The organism is Caulobacter sp., from assembly GCF_017744445.1.
Lineage (GTDB): Bacteria > Pseudomonadota > Alphaproteobacteria > Caulobacterales > Caulobacteraceae > Caulobacter.
In genome coordinates this window covers 172,876-199,702 of sequence record NZ_JAGIBH010000003.1, presented here as the reverse complement: position 1 = coordinate 199,702, position 26,827 = coordinate 172,876, and the positions used below count along the sequence as shown (strand labels likewise).

Annotated in this window: 24 protein-coding genes; 10 read left to right on the top strand and 14 right to left on the bottom strand. The window is 68.2% G+C overall.

The genetic code is table 11. The annotated features are described in order from the left end of the window. Window positions 1-40 precede the first annotated feature (40 nt). Window positions 41-475 carry a DUF488 domain-containing protein gene (locus J7528_RS06050; RefSeq protein WP_291872041.1) on the top strand — a complete coding sequence of 145 codons (435 nt, stop codon included), beginning with the start codon at window positions 41-43 and terminating at the stop codon, window positions 473-475. 133 nt (window positions 476-608) lie between these two features. On the opposite strand, the gene J7528_RS06045 is transcribed toward J7528_RS06050, so the two are convergent. Beyond that, entirely contained in the window at window positions 609-1,397 is a 789-nt protein-coding gene (locus J7528_RS06045; RefSeq protein WP_291872040.1) for an SH3 domain-containing protein, read from the bottom strand. Window positions 1,398-1,484: 87 nt separating this feature from the next. On the opposite strand from J7528_RS06045, the gene J7528_RS06040 reads away from it, so the two are divergent. After that, window positions 1,485-2,345, top strand: a complete 861-nt coding sequence (locus J7528_RS06040; protein WP_291872039.1) for a crotonase/enoyl-CoA hydratase family protein — start codon at window positions 1,485-1,487, stop codon at window positions 2,343-2,345. Between the two features lie 4 nt (window positions 2,346-2,349). Here the strand turns inward: J7528_RS06040 and mdoH are convergent, their stop codons facing one another. The 9 genes from mdoH to J7528_RS05995 all read right to left on the bottom strand — a co-directional run bounded on the left by mdoH (window position 2,350) and on the right by J7528_RS05995 (window position 12,807). After that, the gene (gene mdoH, locus J7528_RS06035) at window positions 2,350-4,233 is read right to left on the bottom strand and encodes a glucans biosynthesis glucosyltransferase MdoH (protein ID WP_291872038.1); all 1,884 of its coding nucleotides are present in this window, start codon (window positions 4,231-4,233) and stop codon (window positions 2,350-2,352) included. Between the two features lie 93 nt (window positions 4,234-4,326). Further along, entirely contained in the window at window positions 4,327-5,856 is a 1,530-nt protein-coding gene (locus J7528_RS06030; RefSeq protein WP_291872037.1) for a glucan biosynthesis protein, read from the bottom strand. 98 nt (window positions 5,857-5,954) lie between these two features. After that, on the bottom strand, window positions 5,955-7,382 hold the full coding sequence (locus J7528_RS06025; RefSeq protein ID WP_291872036.1) for an alpha/beta hydrolase: 1,428 nt from the start codon (window positions 7,380-7,382) through the stop codon (window positions 5,955-5,957). Between the two features lie 77 nt (window positions 7,383-7,459). Continuing rightward, window positions 7,460-8,218 carry a MipA/OmpV family protein gene (locus J7528_RS06020; RefSeq protein WP_291872035.1) on the bottom strand — a complete coding sequence of 253 codons (759 nt, stop codon included), beginning with the start codon at window positions 8,216-8,218 and terminating at the stop codon, window positions 7,460-7,462. Window positions 8,219-8,274: 56 nt separating this feature from the next. Then, on the bottom strand, window positions 8,275-9,504 hold the full coding sequence (locus J7528_RS06015) for a pentapeptide repeat-containing protein (RefSeq protein ID WP_291872034.1): 1,230 nt from the start codon (window positions 9,502-9,504) through the stop codon (window positions 8,275-8,277). A 118-nt stretch (window positions 9,505-9,622) separates the two neighbouring features. Then, the gene (locus J7528_RS06010; protein WP_291872033.1) at window positions 9,623-9,865 is read right to left on the bottom strand and encodes a hypothetical protein; all 243 of its coding nucleotides are present in this window, start codon (window positions 9,863-9,865) and stop codon (window positions 9,623-9,625) included. A gap of 53 nt (window positions 9,866-9,918) precedes the next feature. Then, window positions 9,919-10,878, bottom strand: coding sequence for a magnesium transporter CorA family protein (locus J7528_RS06005; protein ID WP_291872032.1), 960 nt, complete (start codon window positions 10,876-10,878; stop codon window positions 9,919-9,921). A gap of 62 nt (window positions 10,879-10,940) precedes the next feature. Next, window positions 10,941-11,642, bottom strand: coding sequence for a CHAP domain-containing protein (locus J7528_RS06000; protein WP_291872031.1), 702 nt, complete (start codon window positions 11,640-11,642; stop codon window positions 10,941-10,943). Window positions 11,643-11,709: 67 nt separating this feature from the next. Then, window positions 11,710-12,807, bottom strand: coding sequence for an acyltransferase (locus J7528_RS05995; protein ID WP_291872030.1), 1,098 nt, complete (start codon window positions 12,805-12,807; stop codon window positions 11,710-11,712). A gap of 131 nt (window positions 12,808-12,938) precedes the next feature. On the opposite strand from J7528_RS05995, the gene J7528_RS05990 reads away from it, so the two are divergent. After that, the gene (locus J7528_RS05990; RefSeq protein ID WP_291872029.1) at window positions 12,939-13,727 is read left to right on the top strand and encodes a TerC family protein; all 789 of its coding nucleotides are present in this window, start codon (window positions 12,939-12,941) and stop codon (window positions 13,725-13,727) included. A gap of 60 nt (window positions 13,728-13,787) precedes the next feature. Beyond that, window positions 13,788-15,371, top strand: a complete 1,584-nt coding sequence (locus J7528_RS05985; protein ID WP_291872028.1) for an MDR family MFS transporter — start codon at window positions 13,788-13,790, stop codon at window positions 15,369-15,371. Here the strand turns inward: J7528_RS05985 and pstS are convergent, their stop codons facing one another. Further along, entirely contained in the window at window positions 15,372-16,373 is a 1,002-nt protein-coding gene (gene pstS, locus J7528_RS05980; protein WP_291872027.1) for a phosphate ABC transporter substrate-binding protein PstS, read from the bottom strand. A gap of 97 nt (window positions 16,374-16,470) precedes the next feature. Next, complete coding sequence (locus J7528_RS05975; RefSeq protein WP_291872026.1) at window positions 16,471-18,630, bottom strand: primosomal protein N'; 2,160 nt, start codon at window positions 18,628-18,630, stop codon at window positions 16,471-16,473. 122 nt (window positions 18,631-18,752) lie between these two features. Here J7528_RS05975 and J7528_RS05970 point away from each other — a divergent pair, with 122 nt between their 5' ends. The 4 genes from J7528_RS05970 to J7528_RS05955 all read left to right on the top strand — a co-directional run bounded on the left by J7528_RS05970 (window position 18,753) and on the right by J7528_RS05955 (window position 23,167). After that, window positions 18,753-19,430 (top strand): DUF484 family protein, encoded by a 678-nt coding sequence (locus tag J7528_RS05970; RefSeq protein ID WP_291872025.1) that lies wholly within the window; start codon window positions 18,753-18,755, stop codon window positions 19,428-19,430. Next, window positions 19,427-20,341: a tyrosine recombinase XerC gene (locus J7528_RS05965; RefSeq protein WP_291872024.1), complete on the top strand. Its 915-nt coding sequence runs from the start codon at window positions 19,427-19,429 to the stop codon at window positions 20,339-20,341. Before J7528_RS05970 ends, J7528_RS05965 begins: the two co-directional genes overlap by 4 nt. A gap of 151 nt (window positions 20,342-20,492) precedes the next feature. Beyond that, a complete protein-coding gene (locus tag J7528_RS05960) occupies window positions 20,493-22,481 on the top strand; it encodes a methyl-accepting chemotaxis protein (protein WP_291872023.1) in 1,989 nt (662 codons plus the stop codon). Between the two features lie 119 nt (window positions 22,482-22,600). Beyond that, the gene (locus J7528_RS05955) at window positions 22,601-23,167 is read left to right on the top strand and encodes an alpha-ketoglutarate-dependent dioxygenase AlkB (RefSeq protein ID WP_291872022.1); all 567 of its coding nucleotides are present in this window, start codon (window positions 22,601-22,603) and stop codon (window positions 23,165-23,167) included. On the opposite strand, the gene J7528_RS05950 is transcribed toward J7528_RS05955, so the two are convergent. Then, on the bottom strand, window positions 23,164-23,460 hold the full coding sequence (locus J7528_RS05950; RefSeq protein WP_291872021.1) for a hypothetical protein: 297 nt from the start codon (window positions 23,458-23,460) through the stop codon (window positions 23,164-23,166). The two genes, J7528_RS05955 and J7528_RS05950, sit on opposite strands and share 4 nt — an antisense overlap. Window positions 23,461-23,542: 82 nt before the next feature. Beyond that, window positions 23,543-24,943, bottom strand: coding sequence for a dihydrolipoyl dehydrogenase (gene lpdA / locus J7528_RS05945; protein WP_291872020.1), 1,401 nt, complete (start codon window positions 24,941-24,943; stop codon window positions 23,543-23,545). 238 nt (window positions 24,944-25,181) lie between these two features. Between lpdA and J7528_RS05940 the strand changes: the two genes are divergently transcribed. Continuing rightward, window positions 25,182-26,018, top strand: a complete 837-nt coding sequence (locus J7528_RS05940) for an alpha/beta hydrolase (protein ID WP_291872019.1) — start codon at window positions 25,182-25,184, stop codon at window positions 26,016-26,018. Between the two features lie 61 nt (window positions 26,019-26,079). Beyond that, window positions 26,080-26,772: an AcvB/VirJ family lysyl-phosphatidylglycerol hydrolase gene (locus J7528_RS05935; RefSeq protein WP_291872018.1), complete on the top strand. Its 693-nt coding sequence runs from the start codon at window positions 26,080-26,082 to the stop codon at window positions 26,770-26,772. Window positions 26,773-26,827 lie beyond the last annotated feature (55 nt).

Here is a 26,827-nt window from a genome sequence, read left to right as displayed (position 1 = left end):
AAGGTAGGCTTCCCGCCCTCCGCCGTCCATGGAGACCCGAATGAATAAGCTCGCCACCATCGGCTACGAGACCGACACCCAAGGCGGCATGATCGCGCGGCTGAAGGCGGCCGACGTGGAGCTGGTGGTCGACGTCCGCGCCGTGGCCAGCTCGCGCAAGGCCGGCTTCTCCAAGACGCTTCTGGGAAACAGCCTGAAGGACCAGGGTATCGACTACCTGCACCTGAAACCGCTGGGCACACCCAAGCCCGGTCGCGAGGCGGCGCGGGCGGGGCGCACCGACGAGATGCGCCAGATCTTCAACGCCCACCTGGAAGAGCCCGAAGCGGTGCTGGCCCTGGCCCAGGCGACCGAGTTGGCCAAAACAAAAAGGGTCGCCCTCCTTTGCTACGAGGACGACCCCAATTGCTGTCACCGCCAGATCGTGGCGGACCGTATCCGCCAGACCCTGAAGTGCGAGGTGGTGGACCTTTAGTTTCCGTCTTCCCCCTTCGGGGGAGGAGCGCGAAGCGCGGAGGGGGCCAGTCCGCGAGATGTCACCCTACTCGCCCCCACCTGACCGCTGCGCGGTCGTCCGCCCCCGGAGGGGGGCGGAAAAGCGGTCGCGCTTAGGCCTGGGTCACCTGCCACTCGCCGCGATTGTCCTTGCACGCGCTGTAGCGCTGGCTGGACGTACCCTGGCCGCCGCCGGCGACCGAGGCGTCGATGACGCGGCAGCTGGCGACCATCTGGCCGGTCGGACGGACCAGCGACGAGGCAGCGTAGCCGACGCCGTAGCCACTGCGGCCCACCAGCACCCACGTGCCGGTCGGGGCGACGCCCAGGACGTCGAAGGTTTCCCCCGCGGCGACCTTGCCCACCACCTTCGTGCTTGTGGACGGACCCGCGCGCAGGTTGGCGGTCGAACTGGCCGTGTAGGCGCCGCCCGAGGCTTCATAGCTGGGCAGGCTCTGCACGCCCTGGGCGTAGCGCAGGCTGCGGCCGTCGATCGGCGGGCCGTAGCTGGACGAGACCACGTTGATGCGGCCCGAATTGCCGGTGCGGCTGTTGGACCAGGTCTGGGCGACGCCGGTCTCCAGAGCCTTCTTGGTGGCCTGCTCGGCCAGGGCCGCGTCGGTCGATTGCATGCGGCAGCCGATATAGCCGCCCGCCGCCGCGCCGGCGGCCGCGCCGACCAGGGTGCCGAGGGTCTTGTTCTTGCCGCCCACCTTGTTGCCCAGCAGGGCCCCGGCGGCCGCGCCGATCAGGGCGCCGCCCTCCTGCTTGCCGCCCTTGCCTTCGCAGGCGAACAGGCCGCCCAGCCCGCGCGATTGAGCCAGCGCCGGAGCGGGCGCGGCGGCCAGGCTGCCGACGGTGGCCATCAGGGCCAGGGCTGCGGAGATCTTGCGGGTGGTCATGGCGGAGTTCCTCTTCCGTCAGGTCAATGTTGTCGCCGCTCCCGCCCCGTCGGATAGTTGACGGACAACGAAAAGGGAGGTCTCGGCATGAGCGGCCACGATCAAGCGGACTATAGCTGTTTCAAGGTCGAGATCGAAGCCGGTGTCGCGCACATCCAGTTGAAACGGCCCGAAGCCATGAACACCATGACACGACCGTTCTGGAACGAGCTTCCCGCAATTGTAAAACATATTGACGACAACGCGCTGGCCCGCTGCATCGTGATCTCCTCGACCGGCAAGCACTTCAGCGCCGGCATGGATCTTTCGGTCTTCACCGACGACGAGGGCGTTACCGCTAACCGAGACGGCGATCGCCATGTGGCGGCCGAAAGCTTCCGCCGGTTCGTGCATGTGCTGCAGGACAGCTTCAGCTGCCTGGACAAGGCCCGCATGCCGGTGATCATCGCCATCCAGGGCGGCTGCATCGGCGGGGCCGTCGACTTCATCAGCGCCTGCGACATCCGCTACGCCAGCGCCGACGCCTTCTTCCAGATTCAGGAGATCAACATCGGCATGACCGCCGATGTCGGCACCTTCCCGCGCCTGTGCAAGCTGATCCCCGAGGGCTGGGTGCGGGAGCTGGCCTATACGGGCCGCCGCCTGCCGGCCCAGCGCGCCAAGGAGATCGGCCTGGTCAACGAGGTGTTTGACACTCACGAGGCCCTGGTCGACCACGCCCTGGCGACCGCCCGCGAGATCGCCGAGAAGTCGCCGCTGGCCGTGGCCGGCAGCAAGGTGATGATCAACTACGCCCGCGACCACAGCATCGCCGACGCCCTGGACTATATCGCCACCTGGCAGACCGGCATGTTCTCCGGCGCGCACATGGCCGAGGCCTTCACGGCCAAGGCCCAGAAGCGCGACGCGGTCTATCCGGACCTCTTGCCCCTCAAGAAGAAGATGTAAGGTCTCAGGCGGTCTCGTAGCCCAGCCGCGCCGGCAGGGGCAGCGCGATCGCCGGCGGGTTCGACGAGGCCAGGCTGGCGACGGCGGCGGCCGAGCGCAGCTTCAGCGCCCGGTCCAGCAGGCGCGGCGGCCGGCGGGTCTCGGGCGTCTCCAGCAGGATCAGGTCGTCGGCGTCCTCGGCGGTCCAGGCCGACAGCAGGAAGGCGAAGGTCAGGGCCAGGGCCGGGATCGCGATCCAGATAAAGGCGTCCGGCGCGAAGATCAGGCCGACCAGAACCAGGACCATGCCGAACGCCGCCTCCTGGCGATGGGCCCGGAAGGTGTCCGACAAGGTCACGCGGTCCATGTCACGGCGCTGGGTCGCCCAGCCGCAGTCGCGGCCGGTCAGGATCTCGATCACCGAGCGGGTCTGGGCGAACAGCACGATCGGCGCGATCATCGTCGAGACGGCGGTTTCGAAACAGACGCTGAAGAAGGCCCGCGTCCCGCCGCCGAAGCCCGACGCCTGGCCGGTGCGCAGAAGCAGCGCCCAGGCCATCAGCTTGGGGGCCAGCAGCAGGGCTAGCGACACGGTCAGCACCAACCCGGTCGGCGTCCGCTCGAACGCCGAGACAGCCGCCTCTTCCGCTCCCGCCAGCGACGGGAAGGCCGAGAGCAGCAGGCCCACGGTCAGCAGGCCCAGCCACAGCGGCGCGGTCAGATAGGTCGAGAACCCGCGCAGCAGGTGGAAGCGGCTCAACGGGTGCAGACCACGCGCGGCGATGACGGCGATGTGTTGCAGGTTGCCCTGGCACCAGCGGCGGTCGCGGACGATCTGGTCGATCAGGCTGGGCGGGCTCTCCTCGTAGCTGCCGCCCAGGCGCGAGGCCAGGCGCACTTCCCAGCCGGCGCGGCGCAGCAGGGCGGCCTCGACGAAGTCGTGGCTCATGATCGCGCCGCCGAACGGCTTGGGTCCGCGCAGATGCGGCAGGCCGGCCTGCTCGGCGAAGGCCTGCACGCGGATGATGGCGTTGTGGCCCCAGTAGCTGGACTCCGCCCCGCTCCACCATTCCAGGCCGCGCGCGAACATCGGGCCGTACAGGCGGCTGGCGAACTGCTCGAGGCGCGCGAACAGGGTGCGGGCGTTGATGATCATCGGCACGGTCTGCAACAGGCCCAGATCCGGCTCAGCCTCCATGGCCCCGGCCAGACGCACCAGGGTGTCGCCGGTCATCAGGCTGTCGGCGTCCAGCACCACCATGTGGTCATAGGCCCCGCCCCAGCGGCGGACCCACTCGGCGATGTTGCCGGCCTTGCGGTCGGTGTTCTCGACGCGGCGGCGGTAGTGGATGTGGGCCTGGCCGGCGAAGCGGGCGCACAGGCCGTCATAGGCCGCCCGCTCCTCGACCGCGACCTCGTGCTGGCGCGTGTCGCTGAGCACGAAGACGTCGAAGTTCTGCAGCGCGCCAGCCGTGCGCAGCGATTCCAGCATGGCGGCCAAGCGGGCGAAGACCGGGCCGGGGGCCTCGTTATAGACCGGCAGCAGCACCGCATTGCGGCTGGCCAGCTTCGGCGCGGGGCCGTCGCGCACCGCGCCCTCGCGCCACATCGCCGCGAAACCGGCGACGGCCGAGGCGCACGAGAAAGCGCTCCAGGCGAACAGGCTGCCAAACAGCGGCAGGGCGATCAGCTCCAGCAGCGTGAAGCGGTCGGCCGCGAAGGCCAGGCCCATGACCACGCTGGCGGCCACGCTCAGCACGATGGTGAAGGCCAGCAGGGCCGCTCTGCGGCGACGCAGATCCAGCGCCTGGATCGGACGCTGCTCGGGGGCGGCGCTCAGGCACTGGGTCGGCATGGCCATGGGCGCTTCCGTCGGAACCGCGTCGGCCGGCCAAATTACGCTTCGCATCAACAGAAAGCCCGTTCACTCGTTGGCCCCCCGGCCCCCGGCTTCCCCGCAATCAACGCGGCGGAAGCGAGGCCGAAAGGTTTCAGGCGGCGTTTAGTTCCCGGCCGGAGCCGGAAAAACCAAGGCGGTCCAGGTTTCGCTCAGGGCGCGACCATTCTGCCGCAGCACCACGCGGACGTCGGCCGGTTCCGCGCCATCGGGCGCCACGTCGAACACCACCCGCCACAGGGCGTCGGTCTCGGCCTCGCGGCGATCGGCCGGATAGTGCGACAGCAGGCGGATCTGGCCGCCTCGCGCGGTGACGTCGGCCTGGATGTCGATCGCCGTGCGCAGGGCCAACAGGTTCTCGCCCCGGAACTCGACGGCGATCTTGCGGCCTTGGGCCTCTCCATCCTTGCCCGGCTCGCCCGGCCGGCCCGTGCGAGTGGCCACGACGCGGGCCAGATCGGTCGGCGCCGGGACGTCGCCGGTCCAGTGCAGGCGGTAGGCCAAGTTGATCCGGCTCTTGGCCTTGACCGGCGCTTCGGGCGTCCAGAAAGCAACGATGTTGTCATTGGTCTCGTTGTCGGTCGGGATCTCGACCAGGCGGACGGTGCCGCGCCCCCACTTGCCAAGCGGCTCGACCCAGACGCTGGGGCGGCGCTCCGAGCGGGCCTGGTCGTCGTGATAGTGCTCGAAGTCGCGGTCGCGTTGGATCAGGCCAAAGCCCCGAGGGTTGTCGTCGCTGAAGGTGCTGGTCACCACCCGCGTGGGGTTGGAGAGCGGCCGCCAGATCCGCTCGCCCGATCCCGTCCAGATCGCCAGGCCGTCGCTGTCGTGGATCTCGGGCCGCCAGTCGGGACCGCCGCGATCCTCGCCGAACCAGAACATGCTGGTCAGCGGCGCCAGGCCCATCTGGTCGAAGGCGCGGCGAAAGTGGACGCTGGCCTCGACCGTCTGGGTCAGGGCCAGGCCGTTACGCTCGTTGACGAAGCGATAGGCCCCGACGATGCCGGGGCTCTCCATCAGGGCGTGGATCACGAGGCGCCCTTGCGCGTCCTTCTCCAGCCAGACCTCGCGCCAATCGGGGAATTCCTCGGGCTTGACGGCATAGGTGTCGGCGGCGATGGCGCGCGCCGACAGGCCGTACTGGCCGTAGGGGGCCGGCGAGCGGAAATAGGACGCGCCGTGGAACACCAGCCACTCACCGCGATCGTCGCGGCTCATGGCCCGAAAACCCGCGAAGCCCGCAGTGGCCGGCAGCTTGCGGAACGGGCTGTCCTCGCGCGACGAGAACATCGCCGGATCGTAGGCCAGCGCCCGGGCGCGGCCGTTCTCGACCAGGTTGACGGCCACGGTCTTGGAAACGCCGCGGCTCAGGGGGAACAGCTCGATCCCCCAGTCACCGCCCCACAGCGGGATCTTCTCGCGATAGAAGCCGACGCCCTGGGCGGCGTCATAGTCCATCGCCTGGACTTCGGGCGGCGGAGGCGGCGGCGCGACGTAAGGCTTATTCGCCAGGGCGCGGGCGCGCGCCTTGACCTGGTCGAACGAGAAGGGCGCGGCGGCGGACGCCAGCCCCGGCGCCAGGGCGCCGCCGGCCAGCAGCGCCAGGGCGGCGCGGCGATCGAGCGTCGTCGTCAAGAAGTCCTCACAGCGGCGTCGGCGGAGCGCGGCGCTGCTAAAAGGGATTCAAGGCGAAAATGGTTCAGGTTTGTTGCTGGAAGCCTACTCGCCCGTGCCTATTCGTACGTAAAGGTCATCGGCGTATCGGCCGCCGGCAGGCAGCTGCGGTCGACCGGCTTGGTCGGATCCTGGAAGAAGTTGCGGATCGCCTGGCGGGCGCACGGGCTGTTGCGGCTGACGCCATGGGTGGCGTTGGTGACGATCACCACCTGCGAGCCCTGATAGCCCTTAGAGGCGGCCTTGGTCAGCTCGGGCGGGCAGCCCGGATCGATTTCGGCGGCAAGGAACAGGGTCGGGATGGCGGTCTTCACCGGCTGCTGCTCGACCGGCGAGATGGGGCCGACATCGATGGCCTTGCAGACGTCGTGGATGCGCTGCATCGACACCACCATCAGGCGGGCGACCGGATCGTTTTCCGTGCCCTTGGCCACGTCCGCGCGGGCCTCGAACGGGATCTCTTCCTTGCACAGGTGGGTCATGAACTGGCCCTCGCTGTAGTAGTCGCGGCTCTCGACGAAGTCGGCGACCGGCGAGACGTCGCCCTGGATGATCTTCCACAGGTCGCGCGGCAGCACGCCGGCGGTGAAGTAGCTGGCGTCCATCAGATAGCCGCCCAGGTCGTCGGCATTGTAGGTCTTGCCGTTGATGGTCTGCGGACCGGCCAGCCAGCGCTCGGCGACCGCGGCCAGCTTGGCCTTCAGATCGGGATAGCGCTTGGCGCACTCGGCCACGACAGCGCACTTGGCCATGACGATGTCGATCGAGCTGGAGACCATGGCCGGGCCGCCGACGGTCCAGTCAGCCTCGGGCGGCCAGGGCGAGTCCTGAACCACCGCCCGCACGCCCTGGGCCGCATGGGTCTGGATCGCCGCTTCGATGCGGGTGCCGTACGAGCCGCCATAGAGGTCGATTAGCGGCAGCTTCAGCACCTGGCGCAGGTCCTGGACGTCCTTGGCCACCTCGACGGCGTTGTAGCGCGACAGGTTCACGCCCTTGGCCTGGAAGGCCTTCAGGCAACCCACGATGCCGTCGGCATCCTTTTGCGAGGGCGGGCCGGCGTCGGTCAGGTTCGTGCCGGGGCAGTCCAGGTTCGGGTCCGACAGGCCGCCGCCACGCTGGTCGATGAAGATCCAGTCCTGGTCGGCCGCGATGAACTCGCGCGAGGTCTTGCTCTTGAGCAGACGCGGCAGGTTCTTCAGGGCCGAGCCGCCCGGACCGCCGTGCAGGTAGACCACTGGCGGCAGGCCGGCCTTAGGCTGGGCGGCGTGGACGATGGCGACGGCCACCTTGATGCGGCGGGTCTTGGGATCGCCGCGCGTCTCGTCGACGACCAGGTTGCCGCAATCAACCTTAAGGTCGACGCCCTTGTAGTCGCCGACGCAAGCCGTTTTCACGAAGCGCGGGGCGGCCGCATGGGCGGCGCCTCCCAGAGCGGTAAGGGTCAGCACGCCAGCGGCGGCGGCGATCCAGGACAGACGCGACATCGAAGACTCCAGTGGTTCGCGTGCATCAACACCAAGGTTAACGCCCACTGCAAGGCTTCAGTGCGCCCAAAACCTGCCTAGAACCGATAGGAGACCAACAGCACCGCCGACGGCTGGGTCGGGTCGAACACGATCGGGCTCTTCCTGGCGTCGCCGGTCAGCTTGGACACCGAGCCGGTCGCGCCCAGGCTGACGCGATCGTTCAGGCGATAGCTAGCGGTCAGAGACGCCGAGACATCCTTGATCCCGCCGCCGGGACGATAGGCGGGCAGGCCCGAGGCCACAGCCTGGGTCGAGCTGACGCCGAAATAGCTGCGGGTGTAGGCGCCGTCGGCCCAGGTCGTGGATACGCTGGGGATCACGGTCAGGCGGTCGGTCGGCCGGAACGGCATGGCCAGAGTCGCGTCGACCAGCACGCCGTCGAGGTCGCCCGACAACACCTTGGTCGCGCCCAGGCTGGCCATGACCATGCCCGCCTTCACGTCGGCCGAGACCCGCGCCCCGGCCCCGCCCGACACCCGGCCGATGCCGATGGGCGCGTCGCGGCGGCGATAGCCCGGCACGAAGGTCACGCCAGCCCCCACATCCACCGTGTCGCCGTCGACCAGATTGGCCCCGATGCCGCGCCGCGAATTGGCGAAGAAGCGGCCGTACTTCAGGTCGATCACCGGGAACGGCAGGACGCGGTAGTCCTCTGCGCCCTGATAGGCGGGAGCGTAGATCACCGCGCCGCCGACGACGGTCCGGTTAGTCCGTTCCTGTGCGTTGGCCTTGGCGGCCAAGCTCACAGCGGTCATCAGGCAGAGCAAGGCGATCGGCGTCAGGGCGTGGGTCATGCGGCCTCTCCTATCGGAACTTTTGCCCGATACGACCGGAACGCGAAGACGGACGTTTAGGCGCCGCGCGCCGGCATCTCGGCGCCCGTCAGGTCGGCGCCGTCCAGCTTGGCGCTGGAGAGATCCGCCTCGATGAAGCGGGCGCGGGGGGCGCTGACGCCCCGCAGATTGGCCCCGCGCAGCACGGCGCGGGTCAGGTCGGTGCGGATCACCCGGTCCTCGGCGATCTTCAGCGGCCCCAGCTTGGCGTTCGAGAGATCCGCGCGGTTCAGCTGGGCGTCCATGAGGCGGGCGCCGCGCAGGTCGGCGCCCTTCAGCTTGGCCCCACGCAGATCGGCGCCGGCCAGGTTCGCGCCCTGCAACTGGGCGCCTTCCAGGTCCATGCCGAAGAACACGGCCTTGGGCGCGTATAGGCCCGACAGCTTACGGTCCTTCAGACGCTTGAGCGGGCGGAAGTCGACGTCGGACAGCACCCCGACCCTGCCGTCGCGGCCGTCGGTCTTGCAGAACAGCTCGTGGGCTTCCAGCACCTCGTGCAGGGGCAGGTCGTCGACATAGATGATCGGCGGCGGCGCGCGCAGCACCTCGGTCAGGTCGGCGTCGCGCAGGTCCGCGCCGCTGACGTCGACGCCCACCAGCACCGCGCGGCGCAGCGACACCTGGGACATCTCGGCATTGTGCAGGTTGGCGCCCGACAGGTTCGCCCCGTCCATGCAGGCCTTGGTCAGCTTGGCGCCTTGCAGGGTGACGTTGGAGAGGTCGGCGTCGGTGAAGTCCGCTTGGCGCGCGAACGCCCCCGACATCTGGGCCCCGTTCAGGTTGGCGCCCTGCAGCATGGCGTAGTCCAGCTCGCCCGGCCGCGTGGAGTGCTGCAGGATCCGCAGGCCCTTTTCCTCGTCCTGCACGGCGGTGACGCCCTCGCGCAGGTCGCAATTGGCCAGGTTCGCTCCACCCAGATTGGCGCCGCGCAGACAAGCGCCGCGCATGTCACAGCGGGAGAGGTCGGCGTCGCGCAGATCGCTGTCGCGCAGGTCCGTGCCGTACAGCGTGGCCCGCCTCAGCTTGGTCCCGCGCAGCGAGGCCCCGCCCAGCAGGGCGCCGGTCAGGTCGGCCTCGGAAAGGTCGACCCCGTCCAGCTCGTAGTTGTTGAGGTTCACATACTGCAGAACCGCGCGGCGGCCCTTGGGCAGCCCCTTGATGTAGCGCGCATGCGCGTCCAGCACCTCGCGCACCACCGAAGCGTGGAGGTTGCGGATCAGACTGGGGCGGGAAGACGCGGGCGGCATCGTGCGGTCTGGAGAGCGCTCGGACAGGGTGGACGGGATACGCGGGAAACGGCGTCCACCGTGTCACATCGTCTTTAAGCAAACGTTCAGAGCGCGACGGAAAGTCGCGGAATCGGCGCTAGTCCTTTGACGCTTGGCGCGATCGCCAGTGCCGCAGGATGAGCACGATGATCGCGACGGCTATGACCAGCGTGAACAGCTGGCCGCCGACGCGCGCCCAGAAGCGATGCGGATCCTCCGCCAACGCGATGAATTGACCATGTCGCCCAGGCCCCCTGATGACCTGCAGCCATAGCGCTTGCGCCAACCGGCGGAAGGTAAAGATCGCCGCCAGGCTCGGGATGAGCAGGGCGATGAGCACCATCTTCCGGGTAAGCGGTGACGACGGATCCGCCTCGCCCCGCTCTACCACGGTTACAGCCAGCCCTTGCGGCGGAACCACAGCAGCGGCGCCAGGGCGACCAGGATCATGATGCCCAGCGCCATGGGGTAGCCCTCCAGCCATTGCAGCTCGGGCATGTGCACGAAGTTCATGCCGTAGATCCCGGCGATCAGCGTCGGCGGCATCAGGACCACCGAGAACACCGAAAACACCTTGAAGATCGAGTTCTGCTCGATGTTGATCAAGCCGAGAGCCGCGTCGAGCAGGAAGGTGATGTTGCCCGCCAGGTAGCTGGAGTGGTCGGTGATCGACTGGACGTCGCGCTGCAGCGATTTGAGGTGATCGCGCAGGTCCTTGGAGCCGTCGAACTGCTCGGCCAGGGCCGCGAAGCTGAGCAGGCGGGCCAGGCTGACCAGGCTGTCGCGGGCCTTGGAGTTGATGTTCTGGGCCTTGCCCAAGCGGTTGAGGATCTGCTCGAAGGCCGCGCCGCGCGGGCGGCCGAAGATGGCGCGCGACTGCACCTCGACCTCGGCGGCGGTGCGCTCGAGGATGTCGGCGGTGCGGTCGACGATGGCGTCCAGCAAACCCAGGAAGGTCTGCAGGCCGTTCGGGCACAGGCTGGGCTGGCGCTCGGCCTGGGCGGCGAACACCGAGAAGGCGCGCGGCTCGACATAGCGGATGGTGACCAGGCGATTGCCGGCCAGGACGAAGGTGACCGGCGCGGCGGTCGGCAGGTCGCCGTCGGCATTGACCAGCACCGTGGCGGTCATGAACGTGCCGCCGTCCTCTTGATACAGGCGCGAAGAGGCCTCGATCTCGGCCATCTCTTCACGGGTGGGCAGCAGGAGGCCGATCGACTGCTCGACGGCGACTTCCTCGGCGCGGGTGGGGTCGACCAGCTCGATCCAGACCGCGTCGCCGGGCACGCGCCAGTCAGGCGACAAGCCGCCGGCTTCGAAACCAGGCGCGCCATGACGGAGAATTCTGAGCATGCTCGCGCCCTCGCTACAGGCCGGGTGTGCCCCGGCCTAAGCTTCAGGTCAACGCGCTCGAATTAGCGCGGGGCGTTCTGCTTGTTGTTGTTGTCGTTGGACGAACCACCATTGGCGGCGGCGTCCAGCAGGGCGGCGATACGATCGGTCGAGTCGGCGGCCTGACCGATGATGTCCAGCGGCGAGGAACGGACCGAATTGGCGACCTGGTTGGCGGCCTGCTTGGCGGCCGAGACCACGGCGTTCTGGGCCATGGCGATCTTGCTGGTCGCGACGGCGATCTTGGTCGCCTGGGCGTCCTGGTAGATGAAGCCGTTGGTCGGATAGACGCTGGTGCCCAGGTCGCGGATCGGGTCGTACCAGACCTTGACCTGCGTCCAGTCGCCATTGGGCGAGACGTCGACGACGGTGACGTCCTTTTCGATCTGGCCGCGATCGCCCTCGATGATCGACCAGTTGGCGTGGGTGACCTGGATGACCCGGTCGGTGAGCACCTGGCTGACAAAGGCCACGTGGCCTAGGTTCATGCGGGCGGTCGGCTTGAACGAGAGAACAGAGCCGATCTTGGGAACCGAGCCGGTGTCGTACTTGCCGGCGGCCTGCGACCACCACGTACGGGCGTCGCCAAAGATCTGGATACCCGACATCAGACGGGCGAACGGCACGCACTGCCAATAGCCGTCAGCATTGGCCGCTACCGGCGCAAAGCTGATCATGGCGGCAGCGGCCAGGGAACCCAGAAGGGCCCTCGTCCGTTTCGTCATGCTGTGGGTACTCCCCCGCGTCACTGGGTTAAAGGATAACCTTCCCAGGAAGACGTGAAAAGAGTGTTTATGCCGCACCTGCGAGGGTCAAGCGGCGCTGTTTCCAGCCAGCAGCCCAGGTCTTCATGCGCTCGCGGCACGGATTTTCTATGAAATGATAGGAGATCGCCGAGAGCGGGACCAACCCGGCCACAATCGCGACCCAGACCAGCAGCGGCAACTTGTCGCCCTCGATATTGAGGACCTTGCTCGCGGCATTGATGGCCAGGATCTTCCACGGAATACAGATCATGTAGGTCGAGTAGCTGATCTCGCCGAGATAGACGAATACTGACTGTCCAGCAAACTCGAAACCGCCCTTGGCGAGGCTCGCGAGGGTGAAAATCAGGCCGCCCAAAAGCATCACAATGACCCAATCCGGGGCGCCAAATTGCACCGCGCCAAGCGTGACCATGCTCAATAAAGCGGCGCCGTAGCCGCTGAGTCGGGTGGGGAATCGGTCCGAGCGCCACAGGGCGTGCAGCGCGCAACCGAAGGCGAAGCACGGCACGATCCGCAGCGCGCCCCACTGGATGGTGGCTTCCGTCAGCGGGAAGCCGGCCAGCGCCTGGAAGGTCGGATAGATCACGGCGATGAAGGCCAGGGCGCCCAACACGGCAGCCACGGGACGCGCCCGCAGCTTCCACGCCGCGAAGGCGAAGGCCGGGAAGGTCAGGTAGGCGAACCACTCGGCCGAGATCGACCACGAGGCGTGGTTCCAGCCAGCCACGGGCGCGAAGCCCCAGGCGTGGACCAGCAGCAGGTTCGACGGCAGCGCCTTCCACGACAGGATGTTGGGATCGACGTTCAGGCCGGCCATCGTGCCGGCGAACGCCATGGCCCCGACGCCGACCAGGGTGGCCAGGTGCAGCGGATAGACCCGCGCCAGCCGGTTCCACAGGAAGTCGCCATACCGGAACCGCCCTTCCCCGAAGCCGCTCAGATAGACGTGGCACAGGATGAAGCCCGACAGCACGAAGAAGGCCTCGACGCCCAGATAGCCCTTGGTCGCGATCGCCGGCGTGAAACCGACGTCCAGCTTGGGCCAATAGTGGAACAGCACCACCCAGAAGGCGGCGAAGAACCGAAGGGCGGTCAGGGGCTTGATATGCGCGCCGTCTTGCATTGACGTCGGTCCTTAAGGGTCCGTCCCTCCATCCCCCACGGTGGAAAGATCAGCGTTACCCACCCATCTCGCTGTGTTACATGTACGCGTACGCGAAACGATGGCTCGTCTGACAACCATAGAGAGGACCGATGAACGAACTCCTTAGCCTGGCCACTGACCCGGCTGCCTGGGCCGCCCTGGTGACCCTGGTGGTGATGGAAGTGGTCCTGGGGATCGACAACCTGGTCTTCATCTCGATCCTGTCGAACAAGCTGCCGCCCGAGCACCGGCAGAAGGTGCGCCGCATCGGCATCTCGCTGGCGCTGATCATGCGCCTGGTGCTTTTGTCGACCATCGCCTTCATTGTCGGCCTGACCGCGCCGGTCTTTGATCTCGGCATCACCGGCCCCGTCGGCGCGCATGGCGAGCCGGGCTTCGAGACCGCCTTCTCGTGGCGCGACCTGATCCTGATCGCCGGCGGCGTCTTCCTGATCTGGAAGGCGACCAAGGAGATCCACCACACGGTCGACCCGGGCAAGAGCGACGACGTGCTGGAGAAGGACAAGGCCACCGTCGTGATCTCCAACGTCGGCTCGGCGATCTTCCAGATCATCCTGCTGGACCTGGTGTTCTCGATCGACTCGATCCTGACCGCCGTCGGCATGACCGATCACCTGCCGATCATGATCATCGCCGTGATCGTCGCCGTTACCGTGATGCTGCTGGCCGCCGACCCGCTGGCCAACTTCATCAACAACAACCCGACCGTGGTGATGCTGGCCCTGGGCTTCCTCTTGATGATCGGCACCGTGCTGATCGCTGAGGGCTTCGGCGCCCACGTGCCCAAGGGCTACATCTATACCGCCATGGCCTTCTCGGCCGGCGTCGAGGGCCTGAACATGATGGCCCGTAAGCGCGGAGCGAAGAAGGAGCACTAGGGTCCGTCATGGGAGCGTGGTAGGTCGGCCGCCCCGGCTTATCACGCTCCCAGGGCTTAGATGACCACCCAGACTTTCACCGACGCCGAGCGCCGCCTGACCCTGACGGCGCTGATGATCGTGTTCCTGCTCAGCGCGCTGGACCAGACCATCGTCTCGACGGCGATGCCGCGCATCATCTCCGAGCTGAACGGTCTCAATCTCTATTCGTGGGTGACCACGGCCTATCTGCTGACCTCGACGGTGATGGTGCCGATCTGGGGCAAGCTGGGCGACATCTTCGGGCGCAAGCCCGTGCTGATCACCGGCATCACCATCTTCCTGGCCGGCTCGTGGCTGTCGGGTCTGGCGGGCGAGTTCGGCACGGTGCTGGGCATGCCCGGCATGGTCCAGCTGATCGTCTTCCGCGCCCTGCAGGGCATCGGCGGCGGGGCGCTGTTCACCACCGCCTTCGCCATCATCGCCGATCTCTATCCGCCGCGCGAGCGGGGCAAGTTCGCCGGCATCTTCGGCTCGGTGTTCGGCCTGGCCAGCGTGCTGGGCCCCATCATCGGCGGCTATTTCACCGACCACGGCACGGTGCAGATCGGGACCCACACGGTCGCCGGCTGGCGCTGGGTGTTCTACGTCAACCTGCCGCTGTCCTTGCTGTCGCTGTTCATGGTCATCGTGAAGATGCCGCCGCTGGAGCATCGCCGCTCGGGCAAGATCGATTTCCTGGGCGCGGCCCTGCTGATCGCCGCCTTCGTACCGCTGCTGCTTGCGCTCAGCCTGGGCGGCCACAACTTCGCCTGGCGCTCGCCTCAGAGCCTGGGCCTGTTCGCGCTGGCCGCCGTGTCGCTGGCCGCCTTCGTCTATGTCGAGACCAAGGTCAGCAACCCGATCCTGCCGATGCACCTGTTCCAGAACAAGGTGTTCACCACGGCCAATACGGCGGGCTTCCTGATCTCGATGGCCTTCATGGGCGTGGTGATGTTCCTGCCGCTGTTCCTGCAGCTGGGCCGGGGCGTGCCGGCCACGATCAGCGGCATGACTATGCTGCCGCTGATGGCCGGCCTGATCGTCGCCAGCACGATCGCCGGCCAGATGGTCAGCAAGACCGGGAAGTATAAGCCCTTCATGATCGGCGGCGCGACGATCCTGCTGGTCGCGGTGTTCCTGCTGCACGACCTGTCCAAGATCCACAGCCTGCCGCTGCTCTGCGCCCTGCTGGCCTTCGTCGGCCTGGGCCTCGGCCCCGGCCAGAGCCTGTTCAACATCGCCACCCAGAACGCCGTCGATCCGCGCGATATCGGGGTTGCGACCAGCTCCAACCAGTTCTTCCGCCAGATCGGCTCAACCGTCGGCGCGGCCTTGGCCGGCACGATGCTGACCGCCCGCCTGGCCAGCCTGCCCGGCGGCGGCCTGGACCTGGGCAAGCTGGAAGGCATGGCCGTCCAGGCGGCCGCACAAGGCAAGGCCGCCCACGCCGACCCGGTGCTGCAAGGCGCGCTGATCAACGCCGTCAGCGGCGTGATGGTCGCGGCCCTGTTCGTGATCGCCGCGGGCCTGGCGGTGATCCTGATGATCCCCGCCCTGCCCCTGCGCTCGCACCAGCCCGCCGCCGGCGCGCCGGTGCTGGTGAAGGACGAGCCGACGAACTGACTACTTCCAGCGAGCCTGCACGGCGGTTTTCACCGAGGCCGGCACCGGCGCATAGCCCAGGGCCGTGATGTCCGCGTCGCCGCTCGTATAGCCCCAGGTGAAGAAGTCGCGCACCCGCTTGGCGCGGTCAGGCGCAGCGTCGTCGCGCAGCAGGCCGTAGCTGACCAGCACCAGCGGCCAGGTCGCCTTGCCCGGGCGGTCCAGGGTCTGGACGCCGAAGCCCTTGCTGGCCGTCCACGGCGCGCCGCTGGCAAAGGATGAGAAGGCCGCCGGCGAGGGCGTGACGAACGCGCCGTCGTGGTTCTTCAGCGCGACCAAATCGAGCTTGTGGTCCAGGGCGTAGGCGTATTCGACATAGCTGATCGTGCCCATGGTGCCGGACATGATCTCGCTGATCCCGGCATTGCCCTTGCCGCCCAGGCCGACCGGCCAGGTCACCGTCTCGCCGGCACCGGGGCCAGCTTTCCATTCGGAACTGACCGACGACAGGTAGCTGGTCAGCAGCAGGCTCATGCTGGCGGGGTCGGTGCGGTGGGCCACGGTGATCGGCCAATCGGGCAGGTCGAGGCCCGGATTGAGGGCCTTCAGCATCGGGTCGTTCCACTTGGTGATCTTCCCGAGAAAGATCGCCGCCACGGCCGGCGCGTCCAGCTTCAGCTTGCCGCTCTCCAGGCCCGGGACGTTGGTGACCAGCACGGTGCCGCTAATCACGAACGGGAATTGGGAGAGGCCCTTGGCCTTCAGGTCGGCGTCCGACAGCGGCATGGCGGTGACGCCGAAGTCGGCGGCCTTGCTCTCGATCTGGCTGACGCCGAAGGCCGAGTTCTGGCCGGTATAGGCGATCGGCTCGCCGCCGGCCTTCTGATAGTCGGCGATCCAGGCCTTGAAGAGCGGTGACTGGATCGAGCCGCCGGAGCCGGTCAGCGGCGCCGTCTGGGCGGATGCGGAGCCGACGACGGCCAAACTCAACGCGAACGCCACTGACGCAAGAACCGACTTCATAAGGTGTCCTCCGACCGCGACGGGTTCATCCCATCGTCAGGGGGCGGACAGTGGGCTCACAGCCAAGGTCTGTGGAATGTGGCGCGAAGACGCACGATCACAGGAAGGAATACGGGTCGACGTCAATCACAACGCGAACCGAGTTCGGAACCTTGGCCCGCGCCCGCCAAGCGGCCATGAAGCCCTGCAGGTCGACATTGCGCTCGGCCCGGACCAGGAACCGCTTGCGGCGGCGGCCGCGCACCAGGGCCAGCGGCGCGTCGGCGGGACCGAACACCTCGACCCCCTCGGCATTGGGGATCACCGCGGCCAGGGCCTCGACATAGGCGTCCAGGGCCGCGCCGTCGGGACCCGAGGCGATCACCGCCGCCAGACGCCCGAACGGCGGCAGGCCCGCGTCCTGGCGCATGCCCATCTCGGCCTCGATGAAGGCGTCGCGGTCCTGGGCAGCCAGGGCCTGCATCACCGCGTGGTCGGGGGAATAGGTCTGCAGCAACGCCCGGCCCGGCTTCTCGTGACGCCCTGCGCGACCGGCGGCCTGGGCCAGCAGCTGGAAGGTCCGCTCGCCGGCCCGCAGGTCGCCGCCGCGCAAGGACAGGTCCGCGTCGACCACGCCCACCAGGGTCAGGTTCGGGAAGTTGTGGCCCTTGGCCGCCGCCTGGGTCGCCACCAGGATGTCGATCTCGCCGGCCGCCATGGTCGCCACCAGCGCCTTGGCGGCCTCGGCGTCCATCACCGTATCGGACGAGAACACCGCCACCCGCGCATCGGGGAAGATGTGCCGCGCCTCTTCTTCCACCCGCTCCACGCCGGGGCCGATCGACACCAGCGAGTCCTTGGCCCCGCAGTGCGGACAGGTGTCCGGCTTCTTCATCGAGAAGCCGGTCAGGTGACAGACCAGACGGCCCGTATAGCGGTGCTCGACCAGCCAGCTGTCGGTGTCGGGCGACTTCATCTTCTCGCCGCAGGCCTTGCACAGCACCAGCGGCGCATAGCCCCTGCGGTTCAGGAACAGCATGGCCTGCTCGCCGCGCTGCAGGGTCACGGCCATGGCCTTGATCAGCGGCGGCGACAGCCAGCGGCCCGGCTCCGGCGGGGTCTGGCGCATGTCGACCAGGCCGATGTCGGGCAGCTGCGCCGCCCCGTGGCGGGCCGACAGCCGCAGCCAGCGATAACGGCCGGTCTGGGCGTTGAACAGGCTCTCCAGCGACGGCGTCGCGGAGGCCAGCAGCACCGTGGCCCCCTCGATCTTGGCGCGGGCCACGGCCAGGTCGCGGGCCTGGTAGATGAAGCCCTCTTCCTGCTTGAACGAGCTGTCGTGCTCCTCGTCGACCACGATCAGCCGCAGTTTCTTGAACGGCAGGAACAGGGCCGAGCGCGCGCCGACCACGATGCGGGCATTGCCGTTGGCCACGGCCTCCCACACCTGCCGGCGACGCGGCGGCGAGACGCCCGAGTGCCACTCTGCCGGCAAGGCGCCGAAGCGCTGCTCGAAGCGGGCCAGCACGGCCTGGGTCAGGGCGATCTCGGGCAGCAGGATCAGGACCTGGGCCTCGGGATCCTTCAGGGCGGCCGCGACACTCTCCAGATAGACCTCGGTCTTGCCCGAGCCGGTCACGCCATCCAGCAGCGCCGCCTGGAAGCCGCCGGCGTCCAGCATCTCGGTCAGCACCTCGACGCAGGCGGCCTGGCCCGGGTTCAGGGTGCGGGGCGGCAGGGAGAGGTCGGGCTGCGGCAGGCCGCGATCGGGCTCCACGAAGTCGGCAGCCAGCGCGCCTTCGTCCACGAGACCCTTCACGACCCCGGCCGAGACGCCCGCGGCCGAGGCAAGCGCCGCGCCCGACAGCTTCACACCCTCGGCGGCGGCCAGCACCTTCAGGCGCGCGGGGGTCATGCGAGCCGGCTGGACGCCGGTCAGGACCAGCACCTTGTCGGGCTTGGGCGGCGGATGGCGCAGGCCGCGCAGGGCCATGGCCAAGGGCCAGCCGGGCAGGTCGACGGAATAGCGCGCCGCCCATTCGACGAAGTTCAGGACGCCGGGCGGCAGGGGCGGATCGTCCAGCTTGCCCTGCACCACCTTCAGCGGCCGGTTGCCGCCGGTCCCGTCGCGCAGGCCCGTAACGACGCCGCGAATCACGCGGGGGCCCAGCGGCACGGCGACGTGGTCACCCAGATTGAGATCCAGGCCCTCCGGCTCGGCGTAGTCGAAGGCCTCCGGCAACGGCATCGGCAGCAGGACGGAGGCGATACGAGGCATGGCGGGATGCTTTTGCCGCCAAACCGTCCCCAGGTCGAGAGGACCATCGCGATCATCATCAAGCGGACATTAACCGTCTTGCCCGCTTCATCCGGACGTAGAGTTTTTTCGTGGGGACGACGATGAGCGACGCGAGCAACGCCAGCCGGAAATCGGTCGACGCCGAGAGCGTCCGCGACTTCCTGCGCGTGCAGCCGGAATTCCTGCGCCACGACGAAGACCTGCTGGGGGAGCTGGGCCTGCGCGTCGACGCCGCCAATGTCGTCGACTTCGGCCCACGCGCCCTGGCCCGCGCCGCCGCCGCTCACAAGCGCGAGGCCAGCGTCCGCCAGACGATCGAGGCCAACGCCCGCGCCAACTATTCGGCCCAGGCCCAGACCCATGCCGCGGTCATCGACCTGCTGGACGCTCGCAACCACTCTGATCTGGCCCGCCGCGTCGACGAGATGGCGCGCGGCCGCTTCGGCCTGGCCTCCGGCGTCGTGGCCCTGGAAGGCCCGACCCGCGTGCCGGCCGGCTGGTACATTCTCGCCGAAGGCCAGGTCGACATGATCCTGGGCGAGGCGCCGATCGCCCGCATGGGCTTCTTCGCCCCCGCCCTGCCGCTGTTCGGCGACCAGGCCGAGACCATCCGCAGCATGGCCCTGGTGCGTATGGCCATCTGGGAGCCGCGCCGCGAAGCCCTGATCGCTTTCGGCTCCACGGATCCGGAAGGCTTCACACCCGACATGGGCACCGAGTTGGTCAACTTCCTGGCCCGCGTGGTCGAGCGCACGGCCGAACGCTGGCCGACCCTATGAGCGCCCGCCAGGCCTACGCCGCCTGGCTGGACTACCTGACGCTGGAGCGCCGGGCTTCGCCGCGCACGGTGCGGGCCTATGGCGACAACGTCCTGGCCTATCTGAACTTCCTGGAACGTCATCGGGGTGAGGTCGTCAGCCTGGCCGCCATGGGCGAGATCTCGGCCGCCGACCTGCGTGGCTACCTGGCCTTCCGTCGGCAAGGCGAAGACGCCCTGGCTCCGCGCTCGATCAGCCAGGCTCTGTCGTCGATCCGCGCCTTTCACAAGTATCTGGACCAACGCCACGGCGTGGCCAACGCCGCCGTCGAGCTGGTGCGCGGCCCCCGCCTGAAGATCGGCCTGCCGCGCCCCGTCTCCGAGGACCAGGCTCGCGACCTGATCACCGAGGCGGCTGACGACACCGAGCGCGATCCCTGGGAAACCGCCCGCGACGAGGCCGTGCTGACCCTGCTGTGGGGCTGCGGTCTGCGGATCAGCGAAGCGCTGTCCCTGACCTGGTCGGACGCGCCGCTGGGCCAGTCGATGCGTATCACCGGCAAGGGCGGCAAGACCCGGATCGTGCCGGTGCTGGACGCCGTCCGCGACGCCATCACCGTTTACGTAGACGAGCTGCCTTTCGTCCTGGGTCCCGACGAGCCGCTGTTCCGCGCCAAGCGTGGCGGGCCGCTGTCGCCGCGCCATGTCCAGGGGCTGGTGCAGTTGCTGCGGGGACGTTTGGGGCTGTCGGACCGCGTGACCCCGCACGCCTTCCGCCACGCCTTCGCCACCCACCTGCTCGGCGCCGGCGCGGACCTGCGCGCCATCCAGGACCTCTTGGGCCACGCCTCGCTGTCGACCACTCAGCGCTACACCCAGGTCGATGCGGCTGGCCTGCTGGCCGCCTATCAGGCCGCCCACCCGAAGGCCTGACCCAGCATAGACTAAAGGATGCGGCGGAACGTCGCGATGCTTAACGCAAGCCTGAGCATTAACCGCGATTTCACCGCCTTCACGTCTACTGGCTACGAAACGTGTGTTTTTACCGGCCGGCCTCCCCCCGTCCGCGCCGCATGAGGCTCCGATGAAGTTCGACGACCTGAAGATTTCGACCAAGGTAATGATGCCGGCGATCGTCCTCGCCGTGGTGGCCCTGGCCTGCGTTGGCGCGGGCGTGTGGCAGGTGAAGACCGTCGAAAAAGCCGCCCAGGTCCTCGTCGACCAGCGCGCGCCCACCGAACTGAACGCCGCCCGCTTCAACCGCCAGGTCGCCACCGTCGGCTACGCCGCCTATCGCACCGTGGCCAATGACGGGACGTCGGAAGCCGCCAAGTCGGGCTCGGAAGACATCGAAAAGGCCTTCAAGTCGGGCAACGAGTTCCTGGACAAGGCCGCCAAGGCCGATCCAGCCGCGGTCAAGGACATCGAGGCCTTCCGCAAGCGCTTCAAGGCCGTGCACGACAACGCCCGCGCCGGCGCCGACATGGGCCTGCAGAACCTGAACGAAGCCGCTGTCATGATGATGGGCACCATCGACACGGATATCGCCAAGCTGACCAAGGATACGGCCGCCTGGATCGACCATCACAGCGATGAAACGCAAGGCATGGTCGCCCAGGCCAAGAAGGACGCCGCCGCCGGCGCTGTCGTTCTGCTGCTGTTCGGCCTGCTGTCGGCCGGCGCGGCCATGGTCTACGCCATGTGGGTCGGTTCGGCCAAGATCGCCAAGCCGCTGATCAACCTGTCCAAGACCATGGAAGTCCTGGCTCAGGGCAGCGTCGACGTCGACGTCAAGGGCGCGGAACGCAAGGACGAGGTCGGCGCCATGGCCCGCTCGGTCCAGGTGTTCAAGGACAACGCCCTGGCCCTGCGCACCGCCGAGGCCGCCCAGCAGCGCGCCAGCGCCGAGACGGAAGCCGAGCGTCGCCGCAACCAGGAAATCGCCGAGGCCGCCGCCAAGGAACAGGCCTTCGTCATGGAAGCCATCGCCACGGGCCTGACCCGCCTGTCGGACGGCGACCTGACCTATCGCCTGGATCAACAGTTCCCGGCCGCCTACCAGCGCGTCCAGAACGACTTCAACGGCGCCATCGCCCAGCTGGAAGAGGCCATGGGCACCATCGTCCACGCCGCCAGCAGCATCGGCGCGGGTTCGGACGAGATCGCCTCGGCCGCCGATGACCTGTCGCGCCGCAGCGAGCAGCAGGCCGCCAGCCTGGAAGAGACCGCCGCCGCCCTGGACGAGATCACCGCCACCGTCCGTCGCTCGTCGTCGGGCGCCCAGGAAGCCTCGCGCGTGGTCGGCTCGACCCGTGGCGACGCCGAGCGCTCCAGCATCGTGGTGCGCAACGCCGTCGACGCCATGAACCAGATCGAGAAGTCGTCGCAGTCGATCAGCCAGATCATCGGCGTCATCGACGAGATCGCCTTCCAGACCAACCTCCTGGCCCTGAACGCCGGCGTCGAAGCCGCCCGTGCGGGTGAAGCGGGCCGCGGCTTCGCCGTCGTCGCCCAGGAAGTTCGCGCCCTGGCCCAGCGCTCGGCCGACGCCGCTAAGGAGATCAAGACCCTGATCTCGACCTCGTCGCAGCAGGTCAACCAAGGCGTCAGCATGGTCGGCCAGACCGGCGAGGCCCTGGAAGCCATCGTCAACAAGGTCGGCGAGATCGACGCCCTGGTCAGCGAGATCGCCGCCTCGGGCCAGGAGCAGGCCACCGGCCTGAACCAGGTCAACGCCGCCGTCAACCAGATGGACCAGACCGTCCAGCAGAACGCCGCCATGGTCGAGCAGTCGACCGCCGCCTCGCACGCCCTGAAGGGCGAGGCCGGCAATCTGATGCAGATGATCTCGAAGTTCCGCGTCGGCGCCTCGAACGCTTCGGCCGCCGTCTCGCGCTCGACCCGCCGTCCGTCGACGCCGGCTCCGGCGCCGCGCCCGGCCGCTCCGGCGGTCGCCAGCAAGGCTCCGTCGCTGGCCACCCAGGCTCATCGTCCTGGCGCCAACCCGGTCGCCGCCGCCCAAGCCAAGCTGGCCAAGGCCGTCGGCGCCAGCGACGACTGGGAAGAATTCTAAGCTTTAGTGCGCGTACCGCCCCGCGTTTTGGGGGCGTTTCTCCCCTCGAAAGCGTCTGGCCCCGTCTCCTCTAAGGCGGGGCCTTTTTCGTGGATGGTGCGCGCCCCATGTCAGAGGGCATGCAAGCCGACCTCTTCGCGCCCGAACCACCGCCCGGCTTGCCCGAGGGCTTTCGCTACCGACCAGACCTAATCTCGGCGGACGAAGAGCGCGACCTCGCCGCCCACTTCGAGACCCTGCCGTTCAAGCCGTTCGAGTTCCGGGGCTATACCGGCCATCGTCAGGTGGTGTCGTTCGGCTGGCGCTACGACTTCAGCCGCCGCAGCCTCGATCCCACCACGGCGATCCCGGACGTCCTTCTGCCCCTGAGGAGCAAGGTCGCCGCCTTCACCGGCCACGCGCCCGAAGCGTTCGTCCAGGCGCTGGTTTCGCTGTACGAGCCCGGCGCGGCGATCGGTTGGCATCGCGATCGGCCGGAATTTGGCGAGGTGGCGGGCGTGTCGCTGCTGACGCCTTGCAAGTTCCGCTTTCGACGGCAGGCCAGCGCGGGCTGGGACCGTCGGGCCTTCGAAGCCGCGCCGCGTTCGGCCTATCTGCTGTCAGGTCCCGCGAGGACCGACTGGGAGCACAGCATCCCACCGCTGGAGACGCGGCGTTACTCGGTGACGTTCAGGACGCTGGCTTAGCGGGCCGGCCCGCTCTGGCGGACCTGGGTGCTCACCGGGCAACCGTCGACCATGCGGATGACCGTGTGATGCAATAGCGCGCCGGGCATGCGGTTCAGCGGCTCGCCGCGGGCGATAGCGTCCTCGCGCGCCTTGATGGCCCGCTGACGGCACTCCAGCGGCGAGCGGGCGCCGGGCTGACCGATCGCACGATTGAAGGACGGCTTGGAAGCGCCGGGCGGCGCTATCGGCGCGGATGGAGCGACCGGAACGGCCTGGATGGCCGAGGCCAGCGCGAGAGCAGACAGAAACATGGCGGGGCTCCGTTTCCGAAACCCCGCCACTCTACGTCCGATTGCGCGGACGCCAACATTAACGATTGGACAGGAACAGGCCTTAGGCCTGCATCGTCCAGCCTTCGACACCCATCGACGCCTGACGGAAGGCTTCCGAGCGGGTCGGGTGCGGGTGGCAGGTGCGGGCGACGTCTTCCGACGAACCGCCGAACTCCATGGCCACGCAGATCTCGGCGATCATGTCGCCGACATTGGGGCCCACGGCGTGGGCGCCCAGAATGCGGTCGGTCTTGGCGTCGGCCAGCACCTTCACGAAGCCGTCGGTCTCGTGGTTGATCTTGGCGCGGCTGTTGGCCAGGAACGGGAACTTGCCGACCTTGTAGGCGATGCCCGCGGCCTTCAGGTCTTCCTCGGTCTTACCGACCGTGGCGACTTCCGGCTTGGTGTAGATGACGCCCGGAATGATGTCGTAGTTCATGTGGCCGGCCTTGCCCGCGATCAGCTCGATGCAGGCCACGGCCTCGTCCTCGGCCTTGTGGGCCAGCATCGGACCCGAGGTCACGTCGCCGATCACCCAGATGCCGTCCACGCCGGTCTTGTAGTGGTCGTTGGCGATGACGCCGCGCTTGTCCGGCGTGATGCCGACCGACTCCAGGCCCAGGCCTTGGCTGAACGGGCGACGGCCGATGGCGACCAGCACGTAGTCGGCCTCGACCGTCGTGGCCGCGCCGCCGGCGACCGGCTCGTGCGTCAGCTTCACGCCCTTGGCGGTAGCCTCAGCGCCCGTGACCTTGGCGCCCAGCGCGAACTTGAAGCCCTGCTTGGTCAGGATCTTCTGGAAGGCGGTGGCGACTTCGGCGTCCGTGCCCGGAATGATGCGGTCCAGGTACTCGACGACGGTGACTTCCGCGCCCAGGCGCTTCCACACCGAACCCAGCTCCAGGCCGATGACGCCGGCGCCGACGACGATCAGCGACTTCGGCACTTCCGGCAGCGACAGGGCGCCGGTCGAGTCGACGATGCGCTTGTTGTCGATCGTCACGCCCGGCAGCGGGGTCGGCTCCGAGCCGGTGGCGATGACGATGTTCTTGGTCTCGAGCACGGTTTCCGAACCGTCCTCGGCCTTCACGACCACCTTGCCGACACCGTCGATGCGGCCCCAGCCCTTCACGTAGTCGACCTTGTTCTTCTTCATCAGGAACTCGACGCCCTTGGTCAGGGCTTCGACGCTCTCGGCCTTCTGGGCCATCATCTGCGCGAGGTTCAGCTTCGGCTTGACCTCGATGCCCAGCTTGGCGAACTCGCCGCCGGCCGCGGCTTCGTAATATTCCGAGGCGTGCAGCAGGGCCTTCGAGGGCATGCAGCCGACGTTCAGGCAGGTGCCGCCCAGCTTGCCGCGGCCTTCGACGATCGCGGTCTTCAGACCCAGCTGACCGGCGCGCGTGGCCGCGTTGTAGCCACCGGGACCACCACCGATGATGACGACGTCGTACTGAGCCATGGGTCTTTCGCCTTCAGGACGCGCCGGAAGCGGCGCCGGACAAATATGGGGCCTCGCCGGCCATATTGTCAGACCTCTGGAGGCGGGAGTTCCTTAGAGGGAAGCAGGCCAAAACGGAACCCGCTTTCGACCGTCCCGCCCTTGAAAATCAAGGAGAATGGGCGGTTCGTTCAAACGGCTTCCCGCTCACGCGCGACGCAGCCTAACCTCCGCCCGTTCCTGGGGAGACCATAGCGCCGTGTTGAAGTTCGCCATCCTGGCCCTGGCGCTGGCCAGCGCCCCTCTCGCCGCTTCCGCCCAGGCTCCGGAGGGAACCCCGATCCTCATCGGCCAGTCGCTGACCATGGAGTCCAAGATCCTGGGCCAGACCCGGCGGATCAATGTCCACCTGCCGCCCGACTACGCTAAGTCCAGCAAGACCTATCCAGTGCTCTACCTGATGGACGGCGGCGAGAAGGAAGACTTTCCCCACATCGCGGGCCTGGCCCAGCTGGGCGAGCTGTCCTGGACCTATCGCGAGATGATCGTGGTCGGGATCGAGGGCATCGACCGCCGCCACGACCTGACCCACCCGACCAGCGTGGCCAAGGAGAAGGCCGACTATCCGACCACCGGCGGCTCGGCCGCCTATCGCCGCTTCCTGGCCGAGGAGCTGAAACCCTGGGTCGCCGCCCGCTACCGGGCCAGCGGCGAGAGCGCGATCATCGGCGAGAGCCTGGCCGGCCTGTTCGTGGTCGAGACCCTGCTGAAGCAGCCGACCCTGTTCGACGCCTATATCGCCGCCAGTCCCAGCCTGTGGTGGAGCGACCAAGCCCTGGCCCGGGGCGCCGCGGCGGACATCGCCAATTGGCCGGCGCTGGGCCAGCGCAAGCTCTACCTGACCATCGGCGACGAAGGCACGACCATGCAGGAAGGCGTCGACAATGTGGTCGCCGCCCTGGACGCCGCCAAGCCTGCGGGCCTGACCTACGTCTATGATCCGATGCATCAGGAGCATCACAGCACGGTCTACCACCCGGCAGCGCTGAAGGCGTTCCGGACGGTATGGCCTGGACCGCGCCCGAACGCGCCTTAGGCGTCCAAGCGCGACATGGCGTCTCCTGAGGGTCGGCGCGGGTCGGCGGCGTCATAGGCTTATGACCTCGCGCCTTCGCCTGCTGTCCCTCCTCGCCGCCCCGCTCGTCGCCGCCCTGGCGCTGGGGGCCGGTGCGCCGTCCAAGCCCGCGCCCGCCAACATTCCGATCGCCAGCGGCAAGGCCGGCGACACCCTGGCGGTGTTCTATTCGGGCGACGGCGGCTGGCGGGCGATCGACCAGAAGGTCGCCCAGCACCTGGCCGACAACGGCGTGCCGACGATCGGCGTCGATTCCCTGACCTATTTCCGCACCCGGCGCTCCGCCGACGGGGCGGCCCGGGACCTGGCCGACGCTCTACGCCAGTACGAGGCGCGGTGGGGTCGCACCAAGGTCGTGCTGATAGGCTATTCGTTCGGGGCCGACGCCCTACCGGCGATCATCCCGCACCTGCCCGCCGACCTGCGCGCCCATGTCGACCGCCTGGTGCTGATCGGCGCGGGCCCGAACGGCGACCTGCAGTTCCATCCCGTCAGCTGGTTGAACCTGGCGGCGGCGGATTCCTTCCCCGTGCGGCCAGCGATCGACGCGCTGAAGAACCTGAAGATCACCTGTGTCTATGGCGACCAGGAGCGGAACGACATCTGTCCGACCCTGTCCGACGCCGCGACCATCAAGGTCCGCCTGCCGGGCGATCACCACTTCAACCGCGACTATGGGGCCCTGGCGGCGGCGGTGCTCAAGGCCAGTCTCTGAGCTTCGCCACAAGCGTGACAAGAGATGGCCCGCGGATCGCCATGCGGCCGTGATG

Coding starts and splice junctions, on each gene's coding strand:
- J7528_RS05985 (WP_291872028.1), top strand. CDS start 13,788: ATGACCACCCAGACTTTCACCGACGCCGAGCGCCGCCTGACCCTGACG.
- J7528_RS05955 (WP_291872022.1), top strand. CDS start 22,601: ATGCAAGCCGACCTCTTCGCGCCCGAACCACCGCCCGGCTTGCCCGAG.
- J7528_RS05990 (WP_291872029.1), top strand. CDS start 12,939: ATGAACGAACTCCTTAGCCTGGCCACTGACCCGGCTGCCTGGGCCGCC.
- mdoH (WP_291872038.1), bottom strand. CDS start 4,233: ATGCGAAGCGTAATTTGGCCGGCCGACGCGGTTCCGACGGAAGCGCCC.
- J7528_RS05950 (WP_291872021.1), bottom strand. CDS start 23,460: ATGTTTCTGTCTGCTCTCGCGCTGGCCTCGGCCATCCAGGCCGTTCCG.
- J7528_RS05960 (WP_291872023.1), top strand. CDS start 20,493: ATGAAGTTCGACGACCTGAAGATTTCGACCAAGGTAATGATGCCGGCG.
- J7528_RS05975 (WP_291872026.1), bottom strand. CDS start 18,630: ATGCCTCGTATCGCCTCCGTCCTGCTGCCGATGCCGTTGCCGGAGGCC.
- J7528_RS05995 (WP_291872030.1), bottom strand. CDS start 12,807: ATGCAAGACGGCGCGCATATCAAGCCCCTGACCGCCCTTCGGTTCTTC.
- J7528_RS06025 (WP_291872036.1), bottom strand. CDS start 7,382: ATGTCGCGTCTGTCCTGGATCGCCGCCGCCGCTGGCGTGCTGACCCTT.
- J7528_RS05935 (WP_291872018.1), top strand. CDS start 26,080: ATGACCTCGCGCCTTCGCCTGCTGTCCCTCCTCGCCGCCCCGCTCGTC.
- lpdA (WP_291872020.1), bottom strand. CDS start 24,943: ATGGCTCAGTACGACGTCGTCATCATCGGTGGTGGTCCCGGTGGCTAC.
- J7528_RS06000 (WP_291872031.1), bottom strand. CDS start 11,642: ATGACGAAACGGACGAGGGCCCTTCTGGGTTCCCTGGCCGCTGCCGCC.
- J7528_RS06015 (WP_291872034.1), bottom strand. CDS start 9,504: ATGCCGCCCGCGTCTTCCCGCCCCAGTCTGATCCGCAACCTCCACGCT.
- J7528_RS06020 (WP_291872035.1), bottom strand. CDS start 8,218: ATGACCCACGCCCTGACGCCGATCGCCTTGCTCTGCCTGATGACCGCT.
- J7528_RS05970 (WP_291872025.1), top strand. CDS start 18,753: ATGAGCGACGCGAGCAACGCCAGCCGGAAATCGGTCGACGCCGAGAGC.
- J7528_RS05965 (WP_291872024.1), top strand. CDS start 19,427: ATGAGCGCCCGCCAGGCCTACGCCGCCTGGCTGGACTACCTGACGCTG.
- pstS (WP_291872027.1), bottom strand. CDS start 16,373: ATGAAGTCGGTTCTTGCGTCAGTGGCGTTCGCGTTGAGTTTGGCCGTC.
- J7528_RS06040 (WP_291872039.1), top strand. CDS start 1,485: ATGAGCGGCCACGATCAAGCGGACTATAGCTGTTTCAAGGTCGAGATC.
- J7528_RS06050 (WP_291872041.1), top strand. CDS start 41: ATGAATAAGCTCGCCACCATCGGCTACGAGACCGACACCCAAGGCGGC.
- J7528_RS06045 (WP_291872040.1), bottom strand. CDS start 1,397: ATGACCACCCGCAAGATCTCCGCAGCCCTGGCCCTGATGGCCACCGTC.
- J7528_RS06005 (WP_291872032.1), bottom strand. CDS start 10,878: ATGCTCAGAATTCTCCGTCATGGCGCGCCTGGTTTCGAAGCCGGCGGC.